This is a genomic window from Paracoccus marinus, from assembly GCF_007018965.1.
Taxonomy (GTDB): Bacteria; Pseudomonadota; Alphaproteobacteria; order Rhodobacterales; family Rhodobacteraceae; genus Paracoccus; species Paracoccus marinus.
Window position 1 is genome coordinate 7,501 of the sequence record NZ_VJYZ01000013.1, and the last position, 22,662, is coordinate 30,162.

Below are 22,662 nucleotides of genomic sequence, written 5' to 3' on the forward strand. Positions count from 1 at the left end.
GCCCGGATCGGTCGCGGCCATGACGGGGCCGGCGGCGGCAAGGCCGATCCCCGCCCCCAGGCCCGCGATCACGGCGCGGCGGTTCAGGACCAGCGCCTCGGGGGTGACGTCCGACCAGGAAAGCTTCATGACACGCCCTTTCGACCGATGCTTTTTCAAGCGCGATCGTATTCCGCGAAACGCGTTCCCGCCTAATGACTTGTTTGCGATTTTGCCGTGTCGGCGGGCGCCTCAGCCGAAGCCCGCGAGGGTGCGGGCCGCCGCCCGGCGCAGCGCCGGCACGTGCGACGCCACCGAGATCAGGCGGTTGCGAATCCAGCGGACCGGCCCGCCGGTCCGGGTCGCCACCCGCGTCAGCCGGTCGGTCATCCTCAGCACCCGGGCCGCCGCCGCCCGACGCTCGCGCGCATAGGCCGCAAGCGGCGCGTCGGTCCCCTGCCCCAGCGCGTCGCCAAGCGCGCGGGCCAGAGCCGCGGCGTCGCGCAGGCCAAGGTTCATACCCTGCCCGCCCGCCGGGCTGTGGACATGGGCCGCGTCGCCCACCAGCACGACCGGGCCGTCGTGCAGCCGGTCGGCGATCTTGTGGTGGACCTGGAACCGCGACCCCCAAAGCACCTCGCGCACCCGCGCGCCGCCGCGCGGACCGCGTTCGTCAAGGATGCGCTGCACGTCGCCCAGCGAGGGTTCGGGCGGCGCGTTCGCTTCCTGCGCGACGACGCGGTAACGGTCGTTCGACATCGGCGCCACGACCAGCGTGCCGGCGCCCGCGAAGAACAGCGACACCTCGGTCCGCTCGATCGGCCAGTCCATCCGCACGTCGGCCAGCACGAACGAGCCGTAGGTATCGCCTGGGAAACCGATCCCCGCGCCGGCGCGCACGGCGCTTTTCTCGCCGTCCGCGCCCACGATGTAGCGCGCCTCGACCACGAAGGGGCCGCCCTCGCCTTCGCAGGTCGCCAGGACACCCTGCGCCGTGCGTGCGTACCCCGTCAGCCGCACGGGGCGGCGCACCTCGTGGCCAAGCTCGGCCAGGCGCGCGGTCATGATCGCCTCGGTTTCGTCCTGCGGGATCATCAGCGCGAACGGCATCGGCACCTCGAGAACCGAGAAGTCGGTCTGAAACAGCACCGCGTCACGTTCGCGCACGCGAAAGAACGGGACCTTGATCCCCTGCGCGATCATCCGGTCGGCCACCCCGAGCGCGCGCAGGCTGTCCAGCGTCGCCGAGTGGACGACCGCCGCGCGCGAGGTGTTCTGCGCCGCGCCGAGCGCATCGACGATGACGAAATCGACGCCTTGCTGGGCAAGACCGATGGCGGTCGCAAGACCCGCCGGGCCCGCGCCCACGATCAGCACTCGGGTGGAAATCCTGTCCATTGAGCGGCCCCGCGCCGTGGTGTAAACAAGCGTTTACTACTCCCGCCTGCGCCGCAGGTCAACAACTGTTTACATGAGGGACGGATGGCCTTGGCCAAGGACGCACAGGCGACGCGAGACAGGCTGGTCGCGGCCGCGCGCGCCGAGTTTTCCCGGCAGGGGTTCGAGCGGACGACGGTGCGGGAAATCGCGGCGGCGGCGGGGGTCAACCCGGCGCTCATCAATCGTTATTTCGGCGGCAAGGAACGGCTGTTCGCCGAAGCCGTCGCTATCGAGATCGACTTTCCCGACCTGTCCCGCACCCCGCGCGGCGACATCGGCCGCGCGCTGATCCGCCACTTCTTCGCGCGCTGGGACGGGGGCGACGGCGATGACGTGCTGCGCGTCCTGATCGGCACGGCCGCAACGAACGACGAAGGCGCGGCGCGCATCCGCGACATCCTGTCGGGCCAGATCGAACCGATGGTCGCGCGCGCGACCGGGTCCGACCGCGCGCGGGAACGTGCGTGCCTGATCGCGACCCAGATCCTGGGGCTGGCCTACGTGCGCTACGTGCTGGCGCTGCCCGACACCGACCTGCCGCCGGAAACCGTCTCCGAGGCGGTGGGCGAGACGATCCAGCGATACCTGTTCGCGCCTCTGCCCTGAAGGAGCCTGCCGTGAAGGAAAGGGCCCCGGCGATCTGCCGAGGCCCCTTGTCGTCGTTTACGGCTTACTGCAGCGGGGCGTCCGCCGGGCGTTCGGACGCGCCGGGCCGCGCGCCGGGGCTGAGGTGGTTGCCCACGATCAGCCCGTCGGGTCCCGCCGTCACCGGCACGGTCTGCCCGTCCACGACCTCGCCCGACAGCAGCATCTCGGCCAGCGCGTTCTGCAGGCTGCGCTGGATCACCCGCTTCAAGGGCCGGGCCCCGAACACCGGGTCGTAGCCCTCGTCCGCAAGCCAGGTCCGCGCCGCGTCGTCGAGGTCGAGCGCGATCTTGCGATCCGCCAGCCGCCGCTCAAGCCCCGCCAGCTGGATCCGCACGATCCCGTCCATGTCCTCGCGGTCGAGCCGGTGGAAGATGATGATCTCATCGAGCCGGTTCAGGAACTCGGGCCGGAAATGCCCGCGCACGGCGGCCATCACCTGCTCGCGGGCGGCCGAACTGTCCGCGCCTTCGGGCAACTCCGACAGCGCGTGCGCGCCGAGGTTCGAGGTCAGGATGATGAGCGTGTTCTTGAAATCGACCTTGCGCCCCTGCCCGTCCGTCAACTGGCCGTCGTCCAGCACCTGCAACAGCACGTTGAAGACGTCGGGATGCGCCTTTTCGACCTCGTCGAACAGGATCACCTGGTACGGGCGGCGCCGCACCGCCTCGGTCAGGACCCCGCCTTCGTCATAGCCGACATAGCCGGGCGGCGCGCCGATCAGGCGGCTGACCGAGTGCTTTTCCATGAACTCCGACATGTCCACGCGCACCATCGCGTTGTCGTCGTCGAACATGTATTCGGCAATCGCCTTGGTCAGCTCCGTCTTGCCGACGCCCGTGGGGCCGAGGAACAGGAAGCTGCCCAGCGGGCGGCGCGGGTCGTTCAGGCCGGCGCGCGCGCGGCGCACCGCGTTCGCGACCGCCGTCACCGCCTCGGACTGGCCGATCACGCGGCGGCCAAGCTGCGCTTCCATCTGCAACAGCTTGTCGCGCTCGCCCTCCATCAGCTTCGAGGTCGGGATCCCCGTCCAGCGTTCGACCACCTCGGCGATCTGCTCGGGGCGCACGGCCTCCTCGACCATCGGGCCGTCACCCTCGCCCTCGGTCTCGGCCAGTTGCCGTTCAAGGCCGGGAATGACGCCGTAGGACAGCTCGCCCGCTCGGGCGAGGTTCCCCTCGCGCTTGGCCTGCTCAAGCTCGGCGCGGGCGCGGTCCAGCTGCTCCTTGATCTGGCGGCCGCCTTCCAGCTTGTCGCGCTCGGCCTGCCAGCGCGCGGTCATCTCGGCGCTGCGGTCCTGAAGGTTGGCGAGGTCGCGTTCCAGCCGCTCCAGCCGGTCGCGGCTGGCGGTGTCGTCTTCCTTTTTCAGCGCCTCGGCCTCGATCTGCATCTGCAGGATCTGACGATCCAGCGCGTCCAGTTCCTCGGGCTTGCTGTCCACCTCCATCCGCAGGCGCGAGGCGGCCTCGTCCATCAGGTCGATGGCCTTGTCGGGCAGGAAGCGGTCGGTGATGTAGCGGTGGCTCAGCGTCGCGGCGGCGACCAGCGTGCTGTCGGCGATGCGGACGCCGTGGTGAAGCTCGTACTTCTCCTTGATCCCGCGCAGGATCGAGATCGTGTCCTCGACCGTCGGTTCCTCGACCAGCACCGGCTGGAAGCGGCGGGCAAGGGCCGCGTCCTTTTCGATGTACTTGCGGTACTCGTCCAGCGTGGTGGCGCCGACACAATGCAGCTCGCCCCGCGCCAGCGCCGGCTTGATGAGGTTGGCCGCGTCCATCGCGCCCTCGCTCTTGCCCGCGCCGACAAGGACGTGCAGCTCGTCGATGAACAGGATGATCTCGCCCGCGGCAGTCTCGATTTCCTTCAGGATCGCCTTCAGCCGCTCCTCGAACTCGCCGCGATACTTCGCGCCGGCGATCAGCGCGCCCATGTCCAGCGCCATCAGCTTCTTGTTGCGCAGGCTCTCCGGCACGTCGCCGTTGACGATCCGCAGCGCAAGGCCCTCGGCGATGGCGGTCTTGCCGACGCCGGGTTCGCCGATCAGGACGGGGTTGTTCTTGGTGCGGCGCGACAGCACCTGCATCGCGCGGCGGATTTCCTCGTCGCGGCCGATGATGGGATCAATCTTTCCCTGCTCGGCGGCTTCGGTCAGGTCGCGGGCGTATTTGCTGAGCGCCTCGAACGTGTCCTCGGCCGAGGCGCTGTCGGCGGTGCGGCCACGGCGGATGTCGTCGACGGCACCGTTCAGCGCCTGAACGGTGACGCGGCCTGCGTTGAGCGCGTCCTTGGCGCGGGTGTTGACCACCGCCAGCGCCATCAGGATCCGCTCGACCGGGACGAAGCTGTCGCCCGCCTTCTTCGCGATCTTCTCGGCCTCGTCCATCACCCGGACAAGGCTCGTGTCGACATAGACCTGCCCCTCGCCGCCCGAGACGCGGGGCAGCTTTCCCACCAACTCGTCCACCGCCCGGCGCACCGCGGCGGCGTCGCCGCCCGCGCGGCCGATCAGGTTGGCGGCAAGCCCCTGGTCGTCATCCATCAATGCTTTCAGCAGGTGTTCGGGCACCACGCGCTGGTTGCCCTCGCGGATCGCGATCGTCTGCGCGGCCTGCAGGAACCCGCGCGACCGCTCCGTGAACTTGTCCATGTTCATCGGCATCTTCTCCTTTGCAGCCCCCGCCCTGGACCGCCCGTCATGGCGCGGCCCGCTGCGGGTCTTTGATGACCAGATGTGTGCGGTAGGACGGGCTTTCAAGCGCGGCGGTTTTCATGCAAGAAGCGGCCGGTTTGAACGGGAGGGATCGCGATGGACGACCGGTTGATCGTGGCGCTGGACGTGCCGAACGCGCTGGCAGGGCTGGACCTGGCGGGGCGGCTGGGCGACGCGGTGTCGTTCTACAAGATCGGGCTGGGGATGCTGACGGGCGGCGGGCTCGCGCTCGCCAACGAGCTGAAGCAGGACCACGGCAAGCGCATCTTCCTTGACATGAAGCTTTTCGACATCGGCGCGACGGTCGAGGCGGCGGTGCGCGGCCTCGCGCAGTTCGACATCGATTTTCTGACCGTCCACGGCGATCCCCATGTCGTGCGCGCGGCGAAGGAAGGCGCGGGCGCGGACATGAAGATCCTCGCGGTCACGATCCTGACCTCGCTCGACCGCGCCGACCTGGACGCCGGGCTCATGCGCGAGGGCGACCTGCACGACCTGACGGTGGAACGCGCCGCGCGCGCGTTCGAGGCGGGCGCCGACGGCGTCATCTGTTCCCCGCGCGAGGCGGCGGCGATCCGCGCCCTGCCGGGATCGCGGCTGATCGTGACCCCCGGCGTGCGGCCAGCGGGCGCGGACGCGGGCGACCAGAAGCGCATCGAGACGCCTGCCGCCGCAATCGCCGCAGGCGCCGACCACATCGTCGTCGGCCGCCCGATCTGGCAATCGCCCGATCCGCGCAAGGCCGCCGAGGCGATCCTGGCCCAGCTGCGCTGATCTTCGGGCTGCGGTCCGGTCGTCCCGGATCGACCGCGGCCTGGCCTTCAGCCCGCCCGCAGCTCAGGCCGAAGCCGCCGCCCCGCCGGTGCGCGAGGCAGGCGCAGTTTCCGGCGCTCGCCCGGGCGCCGAGGCCCCCGACGTCCCGGCGACCGGTGCCGCATCCGTCGTCTCGATGACCGGGCGGCCCTGCGTTTCCGGATCGAAGCTGACCATCGTGCGCGCACCCGACAGCGGCCGCACCGTCCACGCCATCAGCCCGCCGTTGGGGGATGAGGCCGCGCCCCGCGCAAGGTCGCGCCCGCGCCCCTCGGTCAGCGCGTGGCGCAGCGCGTCAAGGCCCGCGCCGTCGGGCGCCGCGCGGCGCCAGCGGGCCATGTGATCGGCCAGCGTGGCGCCCGCGTCGTCGCCCCATTGCGCGGCGTAGCGCCGGTTCGTCGTCACCACCCGGCCGCTGCCGTCAAAGACTGCGATCGCCTCGTCCACCGCGTCCAGCACCTCGGCGCCCAGCGACAGCTCGGCCCGGAACCGGCGCGTCAGCGACATTTCCGAGGTGATGTCCTCGAACAGGAATGCCACCGCGCCGTCGGGGTGAGGGCGGCCCGTCACGCGGTAGGTCTGCCCGCCGGGCAGGATCCACGTCTCGACGTGGTGGCCCGACGACGCCGCCGCCTCCAGCGAGGTCATCTTGTTGCGCCAGCTGCGGTAATCCTTGGGCTCGGGCACCATCCGCGCCTCGCGCAGGCGGTCGAGAAAGGCGTAAAGCGTCGGCCGCGCGGTCAGGAACCCGGTCTCGACGCCGGTGAGGTCGATCAGGGCCGGGTTGAACAGCTGCAGGTTCCGCTTGCGGTCGAAGATCGCAAGGCCGATCGGCAGGTCGGCGAAGGTCTTGGTCAGCGTCTGCACGAATTCGCGCAGGCTGCGTTCCGCCTTGACGGTCGCGTCGGCGGTCACGGCAAAGATCATCCGCCCGCCCTCGTCGGGCCGCACGTAGCAATCGAACCACAGCGTCCGGTCGTCGGCGTCCTTCAGAGCGGCGCGCGCGGGCGCGTCGGGGCCGGCGGGCGCGGGCACGTCGATCAGCCGCGGGATCGGCCAGATCGTGTCGCCCTCGCTGCGCGCCTCGGTCTCGGCCAGGTAGCCCGCGTTGGCCCAGGTGATGCGGCCCTCGGCATCCTCGTGCCAGACCAGCACCGGCGCCTCGTCAACCGAACGGCGCAGGATCGCAAGCTCGTCCTCCATATGCGCCAGCGACTGCGAATCGATCGTGACGCCCGCGTTTTCCGCGCCCGGGTCGGCGATCGTCAGCCGCGTCAGCCGCGATCCCAGATCCTCGAGCGTCAGCCGCAGCCGCGCCGATCCAAGCCCCTGCCCGCCCAAGCATTCCGCCCGCCCCTCGGCCGCGAGCGCGTCGAAGGCGGGCCCCAGCGCGTCGAACCGCATCGACAGCCACGCCATCAGCCGCGGCCAGTCGCCGTCGCCGTGCAGCTTGGACAGAAGCGTGCGGGCCGGCGGGGTCGCGTCGACCAGCTGGCGGTCGCGGAACAGAAGCACCATCGGCTCGACCGTCTGGTCCACCAGCGCGGCGGCCTGTGCCCCCGCAGGCTCGATCCAGCGCCAGATGCCAAGCGCCGCCAGCACCGACAGGGTGCCTGCGGCCACGGCGGTGAAAAGGGTCAGAAGTTCAGGCGACATGGACGTTCCATCCCGGGACACGGCCCAGCAATACCGCACCGCGTGTTAAGGCATGGTTAACGCGATCGCCCCTCACCCCGAAATCACCGGGTTTTCGCCAAGCGCCGCGCGTCCGTCCGCCGCAAGCTTGCCGACCGGCCACGCCACCTCGACCCGGGCGCCGCGCGGCTCGGACGCCGCCTCGCCGTGATCGTTGCCAAAGGCGACCGACGCGCCCGACCGTTCCAGCAGCGTGCGGGCGATGAAAAGCCCCAGCCCCATCCCCTCGGCCCCGCCGGTCCTTTCGGGCGCGCGCCGGGCGGTCAGGAACGGGTCGCCCAGGCGCGGCAGCAGCGCCGGAGGAAAGCCCGGCCCATCGTCGCGGATCGTGACCACGATCGCGGCCGCGCCCCCGCCGCCCTGCGGCCGGGCCGTGATCGTCACCGACGAGCGGGCGAAGTCCGCGCCGTTCTGGATCAGGTTCCGCAGCCCGTGGACGATCCCCGGATCGCGGCGCACGTCCAGCGCCGCGACCTCGCCCGCGTCGATCGCGATGGCCTTGCCGCGCCCGCGATGTGGGCCCGCCGCCTCGGACAGAAGCTCGGCCAGAGGCGCGGTTCGCAGGTGCAGGTCGTCCTTGCCCGCGTCGCCCATGGTGCGCAGGATGTCGCGGCAGCGGTCGGCCGATATCCGCAGCAGGCGCAGGTCGTGCGCGAGGTCGGGCCGGTCCGGCAGGATGTCCTGCAGCTCGTCCTGAAGCTCGGACCCGACCAGCTTTATCGTGCCGAGCGGGGTCCCCATCTCATGCGCGGCGGCGGCCACGATCCCGCCGAGGTGCTGCAGCCGCTGTTCGCGCGAAAGCGCCAACTGGGTGGCGAACAGCGCCTCGGACGTGGCCGCAAGCTCGGACGAGACGCGGCCTACATAGGCCACGAAGAACCCGCCCCCGATCAGCAGCGCCAGCCAGTCGCCGAATCGCAGGGCGGTGCGCGCCGGCACGGCGGCATCCGCTGCGAAATCAAGCGGCACCCCCGCCAGCGCCATCAGCGTGACCAGCGCCACCGTCAGCGCCGCCAGCGGAACCGTGTCGCGCAGCCGCAGCGCCGCCGCGCCGATGGTGACCGGAACCAGCATCAGCGGCGCGAACGGGTTCGTCGTGCCGCCGGTGAGAAGCAGCAGGATGCCCAGCTGCACCGCATCCATCGCCAGGTGGTGGCGCGCCCGCAGCGCCGTGACCGGCACGCCCCGCGCGGCAAGAACCGTGTTCACGGCCGCGTAAAGCGAGATCAGCCCCAGCACCGGCAGCAGCGGAAACCGCGCCCCGATCACCCAGGCGGCCGCCACCGCCGCCAGCTGGCCCGCGACCGCCACCCAGCGCAGCCCGACCAGCGTCCGCAGCCGGATCGGCTCGGCCCGCGGGCCGGCGATCGCGAAGGGCGACAGGATCGAGGCGGGGGGGGGCCTCATGGGTTATCGTGCCTGGCAGGGCCGGTCATCTTGTCGCAGCCGTTCGTGGTTGATCACGCGGGAAGGATGAGTGAAGGGAAACTGAACTTACAAGGGAATCCTGCCATGCTAGAGCCCGGGCCAGTTAAATATCCGAAGACCGGGACGAAGCCGTCCCCTGCGCCGCGCCGCCTGATCTATGGCGGCATCGCGGCCACGGCCCTGTTGCTCGTCGGTGGCGCGCTGGCCCTGCAACGGACCGCGAACGCCGATCCCTTCGCGCCCTGCCGGCAGACGGTCGTGGCGGGCGGGTCGGCGCGGCTGGGCACGCCGTTCACGCTGACAGACGAGAACGACGCCCGCGTGACCGACGCTCAGGTATTCGCCAAACCGTCCCTGTTTTACGCGGGCTATACCTATTGTCCCGATGTCTGCCCGCTCGACAATGCGCGCAATGCCGAAGCGGTGTCGCTTCTGGACGAACGCGGCATCGACGTGACGCCGGTGTTCCTTTCGGTCGATCCGCGCCGCGACACGCCCGGACAGCTGCGCGACTGGACCGACGGGCTGCACCCCAAGATGCTGGGCCTGACCGGCTCGCGCGAGGAAATCGACGCGGTGGCGAAGGGCTGGAGTTTCTATTACCGCGTGAATGACGAACAGGATCAGCAGGATTACCTGGTCGATCACTCGACCACGACCTACCTCGTTCTGCCGGGGCATGGCACCGTGGAGTTCTTCAATCGCGACACCACGCCCGAGCAGATGGCCGAAACGGTCGCCTGTTATGTCGATGCGGCGTGATGCAAAGGAAATAATTCCGCCCTCGCCGGATTGGAATCGACGCGGTCCGCTGATTAGATAGGCCGCGCGGATAATTCGTCCCGGGAGAAACGTGAATGACCGAACCCGACGGGGCAGCTTCGATCGGCCCCGACGCCAGCCTGCTTCTGGTCGATGACGACGCCGTCTTCGTGAACCGCCTTGCCCGCGCCATGGAACGGCGCGGATTTCAGGCCGTGGTGGCCGAAACCGTGCAGGCGGCGCTGCAGATCGTGCGGACGCGGCCCACCGCCTACGCGGTCGTGGACCTGCGGCTCGAGGATGGCAGCGGCCTTGATGTCGTGGACGCGCTGCGCGACGCCCGGCCCGAGGCGCGGATCGTCGTCCTGACCGGCTACGGCGCGATCGCGACCGCCGTGGCTGCGGTGAAGATGGGCGCGACCGATTACCTCGCCAAGCCCGCCGATGCCGACGAGGTGACGAACGCGCTTCTGAGCAGCGACGGCGCATTGCCGCCCCCGCCCGAAAACCCGATGTCGGCCGACCGCGTCCGGTGGGAACATATCCAGCGCGTTTACGAGCAATGCGACCGCAATGTCAGCGAAACGGCGCGGCGGCTGCACATGCATCGCCGGACATTGCAGCGGATTCTGGCGAAACGTAGCCCGCGCTGATCGCCTGAAAGCGGCAATCGCAAGATTACCGCTTTCCAGATGCGGCATTACGTGGTCTAATTCCCTCCAAGCAAGAACAATCCTGCAAAACCGACGGGGGGAATGCCATGGACGCGGATCTGGAAACGATGGACCTGAAGCAGCTGCGCGAATTGCGCGGCCAGGTTGATCGGGCGATCGCCAATTACGAAGACCGGCGCAAACGCGACGCCCGCGCCGCGGCCGAGGAGGCGGCGCGCCAGCACGGCTTCAGCCTGTCCGACCTGACCGCCGAACGCGCGACGCGCGGCGCCCGCAAGTCCAGCGGGGCCGAGGCGAAATACGCCAATCCGCAGGACGCCTCGCAGACGTGGTCGGGGCGTGGCCGCCGCCCGCGCTGGGTGTCCGAGATGCTGGAAAACGGCGGAAACCTGCAAGACGCCGCCGTCTGAGGCTCGCCGTCTGAGAATGGCCGTCTGAGGCTCGCCGTCTGAGAACGGCCGGCTGAGAATGGCCGTCAGGCAGCGGGTCGCGCCGGCCCGCCGCCAGCCGGGGCACGGCGGTCGATCATGTCGATCAGCTCGTGATGCCGGGCCAGGTAATCGGCCCGCGTCTCGGCCGGCGGGCGCAGCCTGATCTGCAACCCCTCTATCATGCGCGTGTCGGGCAGCGGGAACAGCCGCGTCGCCTCGGCGGCCGAGAACCCGGCGATCTGCACCGCCTCAAGCCGCGCCGACACCCGGTCGGCCAGCTTGATCTGCCGCTTGATCGGCAGGGGCAGCGTCGCGGGCAGGCCGAAGCGGCGGTGGACCGCCGCCATCAGCCTGGCGTCCATTTCACCGTATTCGGCGCCAAGGGCCGCCTTCACCGGCGAAATCATGTCGCCGATGACGTATTCGGGCGCGTCGTGCAGCAGGGCGGCAAGGCTCCACCGCGGATCGCAGCCGGGGTTCAGGCGGGCGAAGATCTGTTCGACCAGCAACGAATGCTCGGCCACGGAATAGGCGAAATCGCCGCGCGTCTGGCCGTTCCAGCGCGCGACGAACGCCAACCCGTGGGCGATGTCGCCGATCTCGATGTCGAGCGGCGTCGGGTCCAGCAGGTCAAGCCTGCGGCCCGACAGCATCCGCTGCCACGCCCGCCGCGCCGCCATCCGGTCAGGACAGCTGCTGGTCCTGCGGGCGCGACGCCTGCACGCGGCGCGCGATTTCCTGGCGGTACAGGGCCACGAAATCCACCGGGTCCATGTTGAAGGGCGGGAAGCCGCCGTCGCGGGTCACGTCCGACATGATCCGGCGCACGAACGGGAACAGCATCCGCGGGCACTCGATCATCAGAAACGGATGCATCTGGTCCTCGGGCACGCCCTCGATGTGGAACACGCCGGCATAGTCCAGCTCGCACAGGAACAGGGTCGTCTTGGTGGCGGCGTTGGTCGAGGTGACCTTGAACTTGGTGATGACCTCGTACTGGTTCTCGGCCGTCCGCTTGCGCGCATCCAGCCCGACCTGCACCGTGATCTCCGGCTGCACTTCGGCACCGGCAAGGCCCTTTTGCGCCACCGCGTTCTCGAACGACAGGTCGCGGATGTACTGGGCGAGGACGTTCAGCCGGACGCCTTGGGGCTGCGGCGTCGCGGCCCCCTGGGCATCGCCGGCCGCGTCTTTCAGGGTCTCGGCCGGGGCGTCGTTCTGCGGGTCAGCGGCGCCGTTGGCGTTTTCGTCGGTCATCTGGATGCTCCGAAACTTGGTTCGGGGCGTGTTCTAGCATCGCGGTCGATGCGTCTCAATGACGCGCAGTCATCGGCGTATCGCCGCCGGGAAAGCGGCTAGGGCCGGGTCCAGCCGGACGGGCGGCCGTTCGGGGGGCGGGCGTCGGACGGACGCCGGTCCGGGGTGACGGCCGGCGCGTCAAGGTCGATGAACTCGCCGTCCATTACCGGCGGGCGGGTCGGATCGCGGCGCCCCCGCACGCCCTCGCCAAAGCCGTCCGCCCGCACGTCGCCCGAAAAGCCGAAGCCCTGCCGCGTCACCGCCATCCGCGACCCCACGGCACGGATCACGAAACGCCGGACTGGCGCGATCAGCAGCGCGATCCCGGTCAGGTCCGAGATGAAGCCGGGCGCCAGCATCAGCGCGCCCGCAAGCAGGATCAGCGCCCCGTGCGCGATCGGACCGCTGGGGTCGCGCAATTCGCGGAACGACCGCTGCAGGTCCGCCAGCGCCGCCGCGCCCTGCCGGCGCATCAGCCACGATCCGGCGATCCCCGACGCGAGCATCAGACCGACGGTCGGCCAGACGCCGATAAGACCGCCGACCTGGATGATAACGGCAAGCTCGATCACCGGGACGACGACGAACAGGATGAACAGCCAAAGGCGCATGGACACTCTTTCTCCGACACTCGTTCTTGGGCGGCGCGGACGCCGGGCGCCTGCGGGGCCCCAACTGGACTTGGACCCGGCCGCTCCCTACATAGGCAGGATGATGCCCTACACCAACAGCCCAGCGAAAGGCCGCACCGCATGACCAACCCGATGCTGCAGCTGATCGTCCTGGCCGCCATCGCCGTGTTCCTCGTGCTGCGTCTGCGTGGCGTCCTGGGCAGCCGCGACGGGTTCGAGCCGCCGCGCGTCCCCGACGCGCAGCCCGCCCGCCGCGCGCCGGCCGAGCCGGACGGGGGCATGGGGGACGAGGATGACGTGACCGACCACGTCGAGGCTGGCAGCCCCGCCGCCAGGGCGCTGAGCGCGATGCGGCAGGCCGATCCGAGCTTTTCGGTCGGCCCGTTCCTCAGCGGTGCGCGGCAGGCCTACGAGATGATCCTGACCGCGTTCGAGCGGGGCGACCTGACCGACGTGCGCGCGTTCCTGTCGCCTGCAGTCGCGCAGGCGTTCGACGGCGCGATCGCCGCCCGCAACGACCGTGGCCTGACCGCCGAGGTGCAGTATCTTGGCACCCGCGAGACGGCGCTTGACGCGGCGAGCTTCGATCCCGACACCCGGATGGGTGAGGTTTCGGTGCGTTTCGTCGGCGAGTTGATCGTGGCGCACAAGGACGCGTCGGGCGCGGTGGTCGAAGGCGATGCCCGCGCCGCCCGCAAGCAGCGCGACGTCTGGACCTTTGCCCGCCGGATGGGCGATCCCGACCCGAACTGGCAACTCGTCGCCACGGCGTGAGATGGCGCGGCGCGGCCGGCGCGGCCTGAACGACGACGACCTCGCGGTCTGGACACAGGTCGCCCGTTCGGCCCGGCCGATGCGCGGACCCGACGCGCCGCGCGCGCCCCTCGCCGCCCAACCGGAACCGGCGTTTCCCCCGACGAGCCGCGCCCCCGAACCCCTGCCGATCCAGGCGTCCGTTCAGGTCCCCGTGGACTTTCGCGTGGGGCAGGCCGCCCGGGCCAAGCCGCGCACCGCGACGGCCGTGACCCGGCACCTTTCGCCCTCGCCGGCCGAGCGTCTGCACGCGCAGCCGCTGCGGATGGATCACAAGACGCACCGCAAGATGTCGCGCGGCAAACTCGCCCCCGAGGCGCGGATCGACCTGCACGGCATGACGCTCGCGGTGGCCAAGACGGCGCTGACGGGCTTTATCCTCAGGTGCAGCGGTTCGGGGCGGCGGCTGGTGCTGGTCATCACGGGCAAGGGCAAGGGCGATCACGGCCCGTTGCCGACGCGCTCGGGCGCGCTGCGCCACGAGGTGCCGCACTGGCTGGACCTGCCGCCCCTGTCCCATGTCGTCCTGCAGGTGGTCCCGGCCCATCTGCGCCACGGCGGCGGCGGCGCCTATTACGTCTATCTGCGCCGCGCCGGTTAACCCTTTCATAACGTTTCAATTCATGGGCGAGTGATTCGCTGCTACGACGGACCCTGTCAGTCGGAGCGGTGTGATGTTGTTGCTCAGTGGAATGGTTGCGATGATGCTGATGGGGATGGCCTTTGTCCCGTCGGACGATGCCTCGATGGCGGACGAGGACGACGGGTTCCTGCCCGACGACCCCGACCAGCCCGACGAGGGTGAGGACCCGGACCCGGTCGGGCCGAACCCCGCCGATCACGAACCCCAACCCTGGCCCGAACCCCGGCCCGAACCGCCCCCCGCGACCCAGGACGGGACCGGCGATGCCGACTGGATGTACGGATCGCTCGATGACGACGTGCTGTCGGGGCATGGCGGTCACGACGACATCCGCGGCGCGCAGGGCGACGACCGCATTCTGGGGGACGCGGGGTCCGACACGCTGCTGGGCGACGACGACTACGGTCCCGGCGGGCGCGACACCATCGACGGCGGTGCGGACGGCGACTTCATCGGCGGCCAGAACAACGACGACCATCTGTTCGGCGCGGGCGGCGACGACACCATGTTCGGCGGCGACGGCGACGATGTCGTGCATGGCGGCACCGGCAACGACTGGGTGGGCGGCAACGCGGGGGCCGATACGCTGACCGGCGGCGCAGGCTCGGACGACCTGGACGGGGGTCAGGGGAACGACCTTCTGCTGGCGGCGGACGACGATCGGGCGGACTTCCTTCACGGCGGCGACGGGGACGACACGCTGGTCGCGGGCCGGGGGGACTTTGCCGAGGGCGGCGCCGGGCGCGACCTGTATCGCCTGGGGACCGGCCACGACGATGATAGCGAGCTGCCCACCTTCGGCGAGTTCGCAACCGCGGACGACCGAATCGAGGTGACGCTGCCCCGCGGCTACGACCAGCCCGGCAACCTGTCGGCCGAAACCGACGAGGACGGGTCCGTCGTCCTGCGGCTTGACGGGACCGCCATCGCCCGGGTGCTGCAATCCGACATCGCCGACGTGCGCGACATCGCCTTTACCACCGTGCGCGCGGCCTGAGCTGCGCGGGGCCGTGCGCGTGCCCCGGGGGCCAGCCCAGGCAACCCGTGTGCTGCGGGCGATGGCTGCGGGCGGCAGAATCCGCTTTCCATCCGCGCCGCCTTCCCCTATAGGCCGTCGATCCTTCGGGCGCGCCCGGGGACGACCCCTCCACGGGCCAGCGCTGGACGACATCCCGGGCTGTGCCATCACCCTTTCGCCAACAGGAGATCCCGATGTCGATCACCGTCGAAGAAAAAGCCCGCGTCATGGGCGAATACGCCACCAAGGAAGGCGACACCGGCTCGCCCGAGGTCCAGGTGGCGATCCTCAGCTCGCGCATCGCGACGCTGACCGAGCACTTCAAGGCGCACAAGAAAGACAACCATTCCCGTCGCGGGCTTCTGATGATGGTCGCGCAGCGCCGCAAGCTGCTGGACTATCTCAAGAAGAAGGACGAATCGCGCTACAGCGCGCTGATCGGCCGTCTGGGCCTGCGCCGCTGATCCATCGGAACGCGGCATGACGCGCCCGTGGCGAAAGCCGCGGGCGTTTTTCTTTGCGCCGACCCTGGTTCGCGGGCAGCGATCGGGCGGGCGTCAAGTAAAATGCAAGAAACTGATTTCTGGACTGTTAACGGCGAAGCGCTAATCCGATGCATGTCACCCATCGGAGTTTTTGACATGTTACTCGGTTCCCTCGTCAGCAAGCTGCTTTCACCCATCGTACCGCCGATCCCCGTCCAGCCCCCGGCCGACAAGCCCAGGGCGCAGGCGTCCGCGCCGGCCGCGACGCCGCCCGCGCCCGTCACGCCGCCGCGCGACTCGGCCGTGCGGTTCGATCTGTCCGACGCCGCGCAGGCAGTCCAACAGGCCGTCCAAGAACCCGCGCCGGTCGCACCCCCGGCCGTCGTCCCGGTCCTTGCCGCAATCGTCGAACCTGCCGCCGCGCCCGTCGCGCAGCCGCTCGTCACGGCGCCGGCGGCCGTCGCCGAAGAACCCGCCCCGGCAGCCGTCATCCCGGTTGCGGCCGAAGCCCCGGCTTCGCCGTCGCCCGCCGCCCCGCCTGCCGAAACGACCGCCAAACCGGCCGCCAGCACCGCCACGGCACCCGGTCCGGCCCCGGTATCCCGCCCGGCGCGGACCACCCCGCCCGTCGCCGCGCAGCCGGTTGTCGAAGTCGAGCCCCCGCCCGCCGAACCGGCCGAGGAAGCCCGCGCCCGTGCCATGGCCGTCAAGGCGCTGGCGCAGGAACGGCTGCTGGACCTCGTGGCCTCGGTCGGCCAGGCACGAAAGCCGGTGACGACCGCGCCCACGGCCGCCGAACGCGCGGCGGAACAGAACGCGCCGCAGGCGGCACAAGCGACCGCCGCGAACACCCCGCGGACCATCGCCATCGCGTGACCCAGACGCACAGGCGCAGAACGGACCCGGACGCCCGTGGTGAAAGCCGCGGGCGTTCGCGTCAGTCCAGCGGCAGGTCGCCCGTGATCGACCACGCCTCGGCCACCAGCCCGTCCGCCACCCGCAACAGGTCCAGCCCCGAACGGCGGTCAAGCGCCGCCGCCTCGACGTACCACAGCACGGTCATCAGTTCGGCGTCTTCACCCGGCACGACCTGGTGGATGCCGAAGACCGGCCCGTCCAGCCGCGCGGCGGTGGCATCCACCACGGCCTGCAATCCCGCCGGGCCGATCAGCGGCTCGTCGCGCGGAACCACCGGCAGGCGGCCAAACCGGATCCGGGCGTCGGCCCGCACGATCTCGGCGGCGGGCAGTTCAAGGTTCCACATCGCGGTCCAGCGCCGCGCGATCTCGGTCCGGTCGGTCATCGTTCGAATCCTCGTCCAGGTGGTCGTCGTCCGGGCGCAGACTAGCTGCGTATCGCGGGCGCGCCAGCCCCGCCGTGACCGCCCCGACACCCCGCCATCCACGCGATTCTCTTTTCTTTCCAAATGGGCGGTTTTGCTGTAAGGCGCGTCAATCTGCGACGTGACGCCCAGGCCCCGGGGCACATGCGAAGGATAGGGGCGGGCGGCAATGGGGCCGCCGTGCAACACGGGAAGACCGGAGGGCCGGGGCGTTCCCAGAGGAAACCAGATGTTTGATGAAGTGAAGAAGTCGATCCAGTGGGGGCCGGAAACCCTTACCCTGGAAACGGGCAAGGTTGCCCGCCAGGCGGACGGATCGGTGATCGCCACGCTGGGCGAGACCAGCGTCATGGCCAACGTGACGTTCGCGCGCGCGCCCAAGCCGGGTCAGGACTTCTTTCCCCTGACCGTCCACTACCAGGAAAAATTCTACGCCGCCGGCAAGATCCCCGGCGGGTTCTTCAAGCGTGAAGGCCGCCCGACCGAGAAAGAGACGCTGACCTCGCGCCTCATCGACCGGCCGATCCGCCCGCTGTTCGCCCCGGGCTTCAAGAACGAAGTGCTGGTGATGTGCACCGTGCTGTCGCACGACCTGGTCAACGACCCCGACATCGTGGCGATGATCGCCGCGTCGGCCGCGCTGACGATCTCGGGCGTGCCGTTCATGGGCCCGATCGCCGCCGCGCGCGTGGGCTTTGCCAATGGCGAATACGTGCTGAACCCCGAGGTTCAGGACATGGACAACCTGCGCTCGAACCCCGAGCAGCGGCTGGACCTCGTCATCGCCGGCACCCGGGACGCCGTGATGATGGTCGAATCGGAAGCGTACGAGCTGACCGAGGAAGAGATGCTGGGCGCGGTCAAGTTCGGCCACGAGCAGATGCAGCCGGTGATCGACCTGATCGTCGAACTGGCCGAGGACGCCGCGAGCGAGCCGTTCGACTTCCAGTCGCCCGACTACTCGGCCCTGTCGGCCCGCGTGAAGACGCTGGGCGAGGACGGGATGCGCGCCGCCTATGCGATCAAGGACAAGTCCGAGCGGCGCGACGCCATCGACGCGGTGAAAGCCCGGATCGTCGAGGCGCTGAGCGAGGATGAGCTGAACGACCCGAACTTCGGCGCTTCGCTCAAGAAGCTCGAATCGGGCATCCTGCGCGGCGACATCATCCGCGGCGGCGCCCGGATCGACGGCCGCGACAACCGCACCGTCCGCGCCATCGACAGCGAAGTGGGCTTCCTGCCCCGCACCCACGGCTCGGCCCTGTTCACCCGCGGCGAGACGCAGGCGCTGGCGATCGTGACGCTGGGCACCGGCGACGACGAACAGATCATCGACGCGCTGCACGGCAACTTCCGCTCGAACTTCATGCTGCACTACAACTTCCCGCCCTACTCGGTCGGCGAAGTGGGCCGCGTGGGTTCGCCCGGCCGCCGCGAGATCGGCCACGGGAAGCTTGCCTGGCGCGCGCTGCAGGCGGTGCTGCCGGCGCCGACCGACTTCCCCTACACCATCCGCGTCGTCAGCGAGATCACCGAATCCAACGGTTCGTCGTCGATGGCGTCGGTCTGCGGCGGGTCGCTGTCGATGATGGACGCGGGCGTGCCGCTGAAGGCGCCGGTCGCGGGCGTGGCCATGGGCCTGATCCTGGAAGACGCCGACAACTGGGCGGTCCTAACCGACATCCTGGGCGACGAGGATCACCTGGGCGACATGGACTTCAAGGTGGCCGGGACCGAGGCGGGGATCACCTCGCTGCAGATGGACATCAAGGTCCAGGGCATCACGCCCGAGATCATGGAGCAGGCCCTGGCGCAAGCCAAGGAAGGCCGGATGCACATCCTGGGCGAGATGGCGAAGGCGCTTAAGGAAGGCCGCCGCGAGTTCTCGGCCCACGCCCCGCGCATCGAGACGATGACGATCCCGACCGACAAGATCCGCGAAGTGATCGGCTCGGGCGGCAAGGTCATCCGCGAGATCGTGGAAACCTCGGGCGCCAAGGTCGACATCAACGACGACGGCACCATCAAGATCGCCTCGGCCAACGCCGATTCGATCCAGAAGGCCTATGACATGATCTATTCGATCGTGGCCGAGCCTGAAGAGGGCAAGGTTTACACCGGCAAGGTCGTCAAGCTGGTCGACTTCGGCGCGTTCGTGAACTTCTTCGGCAAGCGTGACGGTCTAGTTCACGTGTCGCAGATCGCCAGCAAGCGGCTGCAGCACCCCAACGAGATCCTGAAGGAAGGCCAGGAAGTGAAGGTCAAGCTTCTGGGCTTCGACGATCGCGGCAAGGTCCGGCTCGGCATGAAGATGGTCGATCAGGAAACCGGCGCCGAAATCGCCGAGCGCAAAGAAGAGACCGCCGAGTAAGCGGTCCATCCTGGCCGGGCCGAGGTCCGGCGCGAAAACAAAGGCCCCCGGAAACGGGGGCCTTTCTCGTTGCCTCGCGGGCGTTCAGGACCGCTTGGGAAACCGCCGCCGCTTCCAGTGGCGATACCGGGCGGCAAGCGCGCTCAGCCGGTCGCGCCGGTCCCGCGCCACGGGCCGGCGATCGGGTTGCGCGTCGGCGTCCATCGCCGCTGCGAAGGCGTCGTCGTATTCGGCAAGCAACTCCCGCGCCCGCGCGGCGGCTGCGGCGGCCCGGTCCTTCGCCGCAGGTTCAATGCAGCGGGCGAGAGCCTGATCCAGCGCGTCGTCGCTGGCGCTGTCGAGCGCATGGATTTCCGGCCAGCCCAGCAGTTCCGCCTGCCGCGTGACCTTGTCGCGGCCCTGGATCGCATCGACCGCCAGCACCGGCACGCCGTTCTTCAGCGCCAGCACGGTCCCGTGCAGCCGGGTGGTCACCAGCGCGTCCATCCGGGCCAGGATTGATTCGAACTCCGCCCCGCTGCCGATGCCCGCGTGGTTCCTGGCGCGCGGCAGCGTCGTGTCCAGCTCGACCACGGCGACGCCCGCGCGGGCCAGAAGCGCGCGCAGCCGCGTCTCGGCCTGATCGTGCAGCTGCCGGCCGCCGTATTCCCCCTGCGAGCGGACAAGGCACAGCCCCACGACCGGCACCCGCCCCGCGTCGTGCAGGAAGCTGAGGTCGGGCCGCACGGTGCGGTCGCTGTCGCGTTCCAGAAGCGCGTCGAACGGATCGCAGTCCGCCAGCGGCGCGACCATGGTCAGGTTCACGCCGACCTGCACGCAGTCGCGGAACCGGCCGAGGATGTGGGGATACTTGACCGGATAGTTCGGCGCATAAGGGCCGCAGACGACGACCAGATGGGTGAAGTCCGCGGGGTCCAGCGTCGCGGCATCGACCCAGCCTGGTTCCAGCCCCAGCAGGTCGGGCGTATAGGGCGACACCTCGAACGGCACGCCCAGCGCCCGCAGCCGCGTCTCGACGTGCCGCAGCACCTCTATGTCGCCGACGGTCGAGAAGTGCCCGGTGACGAGCGCCCGGCGATTGCGGGGGTGGCGCGGCTGGGAAGGGGTCGTCATCCGCACCTCCGGCTTGGGGGTCCGGGGCGCAGATGCGCCCCGGAGACTGCGGTTGCGTCAGCCGCGTGCGGGCTGGGCCACGAAGCGCAGATAGGGCAGCTTCTTGTCCACGCGGCCGAACTTCGCCTCGGCCTGCTCGTCGGTCAGGGACAGGGCGGCGATCACGTCCTGGCCCGGCTGCCAGTCGGCAGGCGTCGCGATCGGGACGCCGTCGGTCGCCTGCACCGCGTCGAGCGCGCGCAGGATTTCCGCGAAGTTGCGGCCGACCGACATCGGATAGGAAATCGTCAGCCGCACCTTCTTGTCCGGCCCGATCAGGAACACCGTCCGCACCGTCGCCGAATGCGCGGGCGTCCGTTCGTCGGGCAGCGAGGCGTCGGCCGGGAACATGTCATAGGCCTTGGCGACTTTCAGCGAGGTGTCGTCCACGATCGCGAAGTTGGCGGGAACGCCCGCGACCTGCGCGATGTCGGCCTTCCACTTGCGGTGGTCGTCGGTGCTGTCCACGGACACGCCAAGGACCTTGGTGTTGCGCTTCTCGAACTCGGGGACGAGGCGGGCGACGGCGCTGAACTCGGTCGTGCAGACCGGGGTGAAGTCGCGCGGGTGGCTGAACAGGATGGCGTAGCTGTCGCCGATCCAGTCGTGAAAGCTGATCGGACCTTCGGTCGTCTCGGCGGTGAAATCGGGGGCCGTGTCGTTGATGCGGACGCTCATGGGCGCCTCCTCTGGGTTGGGCAGGTGCAACATAACCACGGCATGGCCGATTGGAAGGCCGGGCAGGCGCGGTCGATCTGCCGGTCCGCCGCGCCAGAAAACCCGCCGCCTGCGCCTTGAAGTCGCACGGGGCCGGTGACACGTTCCCCCCAACCGATGAGGAGAGACGCCATGACAGAGCTGGCCGACTACCGCAAATTCTACATCGACGGCGCCTGGGTCGAGCCCGCGCAGGCAAGCGACCTCGAGGTGATCGACCCCTCGAACGAGGAACCCTTCGCCGTCATCTCGCTGGGCGCGCAGGCCGACACCGACAGGGCCGTCGCCGCCGCCAAGGCCGCGTTCCCGGCATGGGCCGCGACCCCGCCCGCCGAGCGGCTGGCGCATGTCGAGCGGATCCTGAAGATCTATCAGAAGCGCAGCAACGACATCGGCGACGCGATCACGTCCGAGATGGGCGCCCCCACCTCGATGTCGCGCGAGGATCAGGCCGGGTCGGGGTCGTTCCACATCGAGACCTTCGTGGACGAGTTCCGCAAGTTCGAGTTCATCCGCCCGCTCGGCGACCACGCCCCCACCAGCATGGTCGCGTGGGAACCGATCGGCGTCGTCGGCCTGATCACGCCGTGGAACTGGCCGATGAACCAGGTCACGCTCAAGGTCATTCCGGCGCTGCTGGCCGGGAACACGGTCGTCCTGAAACCGTCCGAGATCGCGCCCATCTCGTCGATGGTGTTCGCCGAGGTGATCGACGAGGCGGGGCTGCCCAAGGGCGTCTTCAACCTGGTGAACGGCGACGGCGCAGGCGTGGGCACCCAGCTTTCGACCCACCCGGACGTGGACATGATCAGCTTCACCGGCTCGACCCGCGCCGGGATCGCGATCACCAAGGCCGCCGCCGACAGCGTCAAGAAGGTCGCGCTCGAGCTTGGCGGCAAGGGCGCGAACATCGTGTTCGCCGACGCCGACGACAAGGCGGTGAAGCGAGGCGCGCGGCACTGTTTCTACAACTCGGGCCAGTCCTGCAACGCGCCGACGCGGATGCTGGTCGAGCGTTCGGCCTACGAGGCCGCGATCGAGACTGCGCGCGAGGTCGCCGAAAAGACCGCCGTGGCCAGCGCCCATGACGAGGGGGCGCATATCGGCCCGGTCGTCAGCAAGCAGCAGTGGGACAAGATCCAGGGGTTGATCCAGGCCGGCATCGACGAGGGCGCGCGGCTGGTCGCGGGCGGCCCCGGTCTGCCCGAGGGCGTCAACCGCGGCTATTTCGTGCGCCCCACGGTGTTCGCCGACGTGACGCCCGACATGACAATCGCCACGCAGGAAATCTTCGGCCCGGTGCTGTCGATCATCCCCTTCGACACCGAGGAAGAGGCGCTCGAGATCGCGAACGACACGATCTATGGCCTCACGAACTACGTCCAGACGCAGGACGGCAAGCGCCGCAACCGGCTGGCCCGGGCGCTGAAGTCGGGGATGGTCGAAACCAACGGAGTCGGCCGCGGCCGCGGCGCGGCCTTCGGCGGCGTCAAGGCGTCGGGCCGCGCGCGCGAGGGCGGGGTCTGGGGGATCGAGGAGTTCATGGACTCCAAGCAGATTTCCGGCTGGGACGCGGACGCCGAGTGATCGCACGCGGGGGGCCACGCAGAAAC

At 69.7% G+C, this 22,662-nt stretch carries 23 protein-coding genes (1 of these 23 only partly in view); 12 read left to right on the top strand and 11 right to left on the bottom strand.

Translation table 11 applies throughout. The annotated features are described in order from the left end of the window. Together msrP and FNF32_RS07795 are read right to left on the bottom strand one after the other, a co-directional pair. On the bottom strand, positions 1–129 hold the beginning of the coding sequence (msrP, locus tag FNF32_RS07790) for a protein-methionine-sulfoxide reductase catalytic subunit MsrP (RefSeq protein WP_131673413.1). The gene continues 759 nt to the left of window position 1, outside the view; only the first 129 of its 888 coding nucleotides appear in the window; it begins with the start codon at positions 127–129; its stop codon lies off the left edge, out of view. A 102-nt stretch (positions 130–231) separates the two neighbouring features. Beyond that, positions 232–1,377, bottom strand: coding sequence for an FAD-dependent monooxygenase (locus FNF32_RS07795; RefSeq protein WP_131673414.1), 1,146 nt, complete (start codon positions 1,375–1,377; stop codon positions 232–234). A gap of 90 nt (positions 1,378–1,467) precedes the next feature. Here FNF32_RS07795 and FNF32_RS07800 point away from each other — a divergent pair, with 90 nt between their 5' ends. Beyond that, positions 1,468–2,025, top strand: coding sequence for a TetR/AcrR family transcriptional regulator (locus FNF32_RS07800; RefSeq protein WP_185961893.1), 558 nt, complete (start codon positions 1,468–1,470; stop codon positions 2,023–2,025). Positions 2,026–2,089: 64 nt separating this feature from the next. Here the strand turns inward: FNF32_RS07800 and clpB are convergent, their stop codons facing one another. Then, a complete protein-coding gene (gene clpB / locus FNF32_RS07805; protein ID WP_131673473.1) occupies positions 2,090–4,717 on the bottom strand; it encodes an ATP-dependent chaperone ClpB in 2,628 nt (875 codons plus the stop codon). Positions 4,718–4,870: 153 nt separating this feature from the next. On the opposite strand from clpB, the gene pyrF reads away from it, so the two are divergent. Beyond that, positions 4,871–5,548, top strand: coding sequence for an orotidine-5'-phosphate decarboxylase (gene pyrF / locus FNF32_RS07810; protein ID WP_131673416.1), 678 nt, complete (start codon positions 4,871–4,873; stop codon positions 5,546–5,548). Between the two features lie 63 nt (positions 5,549–5,611). Here pyrF and FNF32_RS07815 read toward each other — a convergent pair whose 3' ends face one another. Both FNF32_RS07815 and FNF32_RS07820 read right to left on the bottom strand, forming a co-directional pair. After that, the gene (locus FNF32_RS07815; protein ID WP_131673417.1) at positions 5,612–7,243 is read right to left on the bottom strand and encodes a PAS-domain containing protein; all 1,632 of its coding nucleotides are present in this window, start codon (positions 7,241–7,243) and stop codon (positions 5,612–5,614) included. Positions 7,244–7,315: 72 nt separating this feature from the next. Continuing rightward, positions 7,316–8,689 carry an ActS/PrrB/RegB family redox-sensitive histidine kinase gene (locus tag FNF32_RS07820; RefSeq protein ID WP_131673418.1) on the bottom strand — a complete coding sequence of 458 codons (1,374 nt, stop codon included), beginning with the start codon at positions 8,687–8,689 and terminating at the stop codon, positions 7,316–7,318. Positions 8,690–8,794: 105 nt separating this feature from the next. Here FNF32_RS07820 and FNF32_RS07825 point away from each other — a divergent pair, with 105 nt between their 5' ends. The 3 genes from FNF32_RS07825 to FNF32_RS07835 all read left to right on the top strand — a co-directional run bounded on the left by FNF32_RS07825 (position 8,795) and on the right by FNF32_RS07835 (position 10,556). After that, on the top strand, positions 8,795–9,472 hold the full coding sequence (locus FNF32_RS07825) for an SCO family protein (RefSeq protein WP_131673419.1): 678 nt from the start codon (positions 8,795–8,797) through the stop codon (positions 9,470–9,472). Positions 9,473–9,567: 95 nt separating this feature from the next. After that, positions 9,568–10,125, top strand: a complete 558-nt coding sequence (locus FNF32_RS07830; protein WP_131673420.1) for an ActR/PrrA/RegA family redox response regulator transcription factor — start codon at positions 9,568–9,570, stop codon at positions 10,123–10,125. Positions 10,126–10,232: 107 nt separating this feature from the next. Beyond that, positions 10,233–10,556, top strand: a complete 324-nt coding sequence (locus FNF32_RS07835) for an H-NS histone family protein (RefSeq protein WP_131673421.1) — start codon at positions 10,233–10,235, stop codon at positions 10,554–10,556. Between the two features lie 65 nt (positions 10,557–10,621). Here the strand turns inward: FNF32_RS07835 and FNF32_RS07840 are convergent, their stop codons facing one another. The 3 genes from FNF32_RS07840 to FNF32_RS07850 all read right to left on the bottom strand — a co-directional run bounded on the left by FNF32_RS07840 (position 10,622) and on the right by FNF32_RS07850 (position 12,487). Beyond that, positions 10,622–11,257 (bottom strand): HD domain-containing protein, encoded by a 636-nt coding sequence (locus tag FNF32_RS07840; RefSeq protein WP_131673422.1) that lies wholly within the window; start codon positions 11,255–11,257, stop codon positions 10,622–10,624. Between the two features lie 4 nt (positions 11,258–11,261). Continuing rightward, on the bottom strand, positions 11,262–11,834 hold the full coding sequence (secB, locus tag FNF32_RS07845; RefSeq protein ID WP_131673423.1) for a protein-export chaperone SecB: 573 nt from the start codon (positions 11,832–11,834) through the stop codon (positions 11,262–11,264). 98 nt (positions 11,835–11,932) lie between these two features. Beyond that, positions 11,933–12,487, bottom strand: a complete 555-nt coding sequence (locus FNF32_RS07850) for an FxsA family protein (protein ID WP_131673424.1) — start codon at positions 12,485–12,487, stop codon at positions 11,933–11,935. Between the two features lie 141 nt (positions 12,488–12,628). Between FNF32_RS07850 and FNF32_RS07855 the strand changes: the two genes are divergently transcribed. From FNF32_RS07855 to FNF32_RS07875, 5 genes are all read left to right on the top strand, one after another. Then, the gene (locus FNF32_RS07855; protein ID WP_131673425.1) at positions 12,629–13,282 is read left to right on the top strand and encodes a Tim44/TimA family putative adaptor protein; all 654 of its coding nucleotides are present in this window, start codon (positions 12,629–12,631) and stop codon (positions 13,280–13,282) included. 1 nt (position 13,283) lies between these two features. Beyond that, entirely contained in the window at positions 13,284–13,922 is a 639-nt protein-coding gene (locus FNF32_RS07860) for a Smr/MutS family protein (protein ID WP_131673426.1), read from the top strand. Positions 13,923–14,022: 100 nt separating this feature from the next. Further along, positions 14,023–14,961: a calcium-binding protein gene (locus FNF32_RS07865; RefSeq protein ID WP_185961894.1), complete on the top strand. Its 939-nt coding sequence runs from the start codon at positions 14,023–14,025 to the stop codon at positions 14,959–14,961. A 215-nt stretch (positions 14,962–15,176) separates the two neighbouring features. Continuing rightward, the gene (gene rpsO, locus FNF32_RS07870; protein WP_131673428.1) at positions 15,177–15,446 is read left to right on the top strand and encodes a 30S ribosomal protein S15; all 270 of its coding nucleotides are present in this window, start codon (positions 15,177–15,179) and stop codon (positions 15,444–15,446) included. A 177-nt stretch (positions 15,447–15,623) separates the two neighbouring features. Beyond that, entirely contained in the window at positions 15,624–16,343 is a 720-nt protein-coding gene (locus FNF32_RS07875; protein WP_131673429.1) for a hypothetical protein, read from the top strand. Positions 16,344–16,404: 61 nt separating this feature from the next. Here FNF32_RS07875 and FNF32_RS07880 read toward each other — a convergent pair whose 3' ends face one another. Further along, entirely contained in the window at positions 16,405–16,770 is a 366-nt protein-coding gene (locus tag FNF32_RS07880) for a hypothetical protein (RefSeq protein ID WP_131673430.1), read from the bottom strand. Positions 16,771–17,038: 268 nt separating this feature from the next. Here FNF32_RS07880 and pnp point away from each other — a divergent pair, with 268 nt between their 5' ends. Then, positions 17,039–19,180, top strand: coding sequence for a polyribonucleotide nucleotidyltransferase (gene pnp, locus FNF32_RS07885; RefSeq protein WP_131673431.1), 2,142 nt, complete (start codon positions 17,039–17,041; stop codon positions 19,178–19,180). Between the two features lie 84 nt (positions 19,181–19,264). On the opposite strand, the gene FNF32_RS07890 is transcribed toward pnp, so the two are convergent. After that, on the bottom strand, positions 19,265–20,293 hold the full coding sequence (locus FNF32_RS07890) for a polysaccharide pyruvyl transferase family protein (protein WP_131673432.1): 1,029 nt from the start codon (positions 20,291–20,293) through the stop codon (positions 19,265–19,267). Between the two features lie 57 nt (positions 20,294–20,350). Then, positions 20,351–21,010: a peroxiredoxin gene (locus FNF32_RS07895; RefSeq protein ID WP_131673433.1), complete on the bottom strand. Its 660-nt coding sequence runs from the start codon at positions 21,008–21,010 to the stop codon at positions 20,351–20,353. A 171-nt stretch (positions 21,011–21,181) separates the two neighbouring features. On the opposite strand from FNF32_RS07895, the gene FNF32_RS07900 reads away from it, so the two are divergent. Beyond that, positions 21,182–22,636, top strand: coding sequence for an aldehyde dehydrogenase family protein (locus FNF32_RS07900; RefSeq protein ID WP_131673434.1), 1,455 nt, complete (start codon positions 21,182–21,184; stop codon positions 22,634–22,636). Positions 22,637–22,662 lie beyond the last annotated feature (26 nt).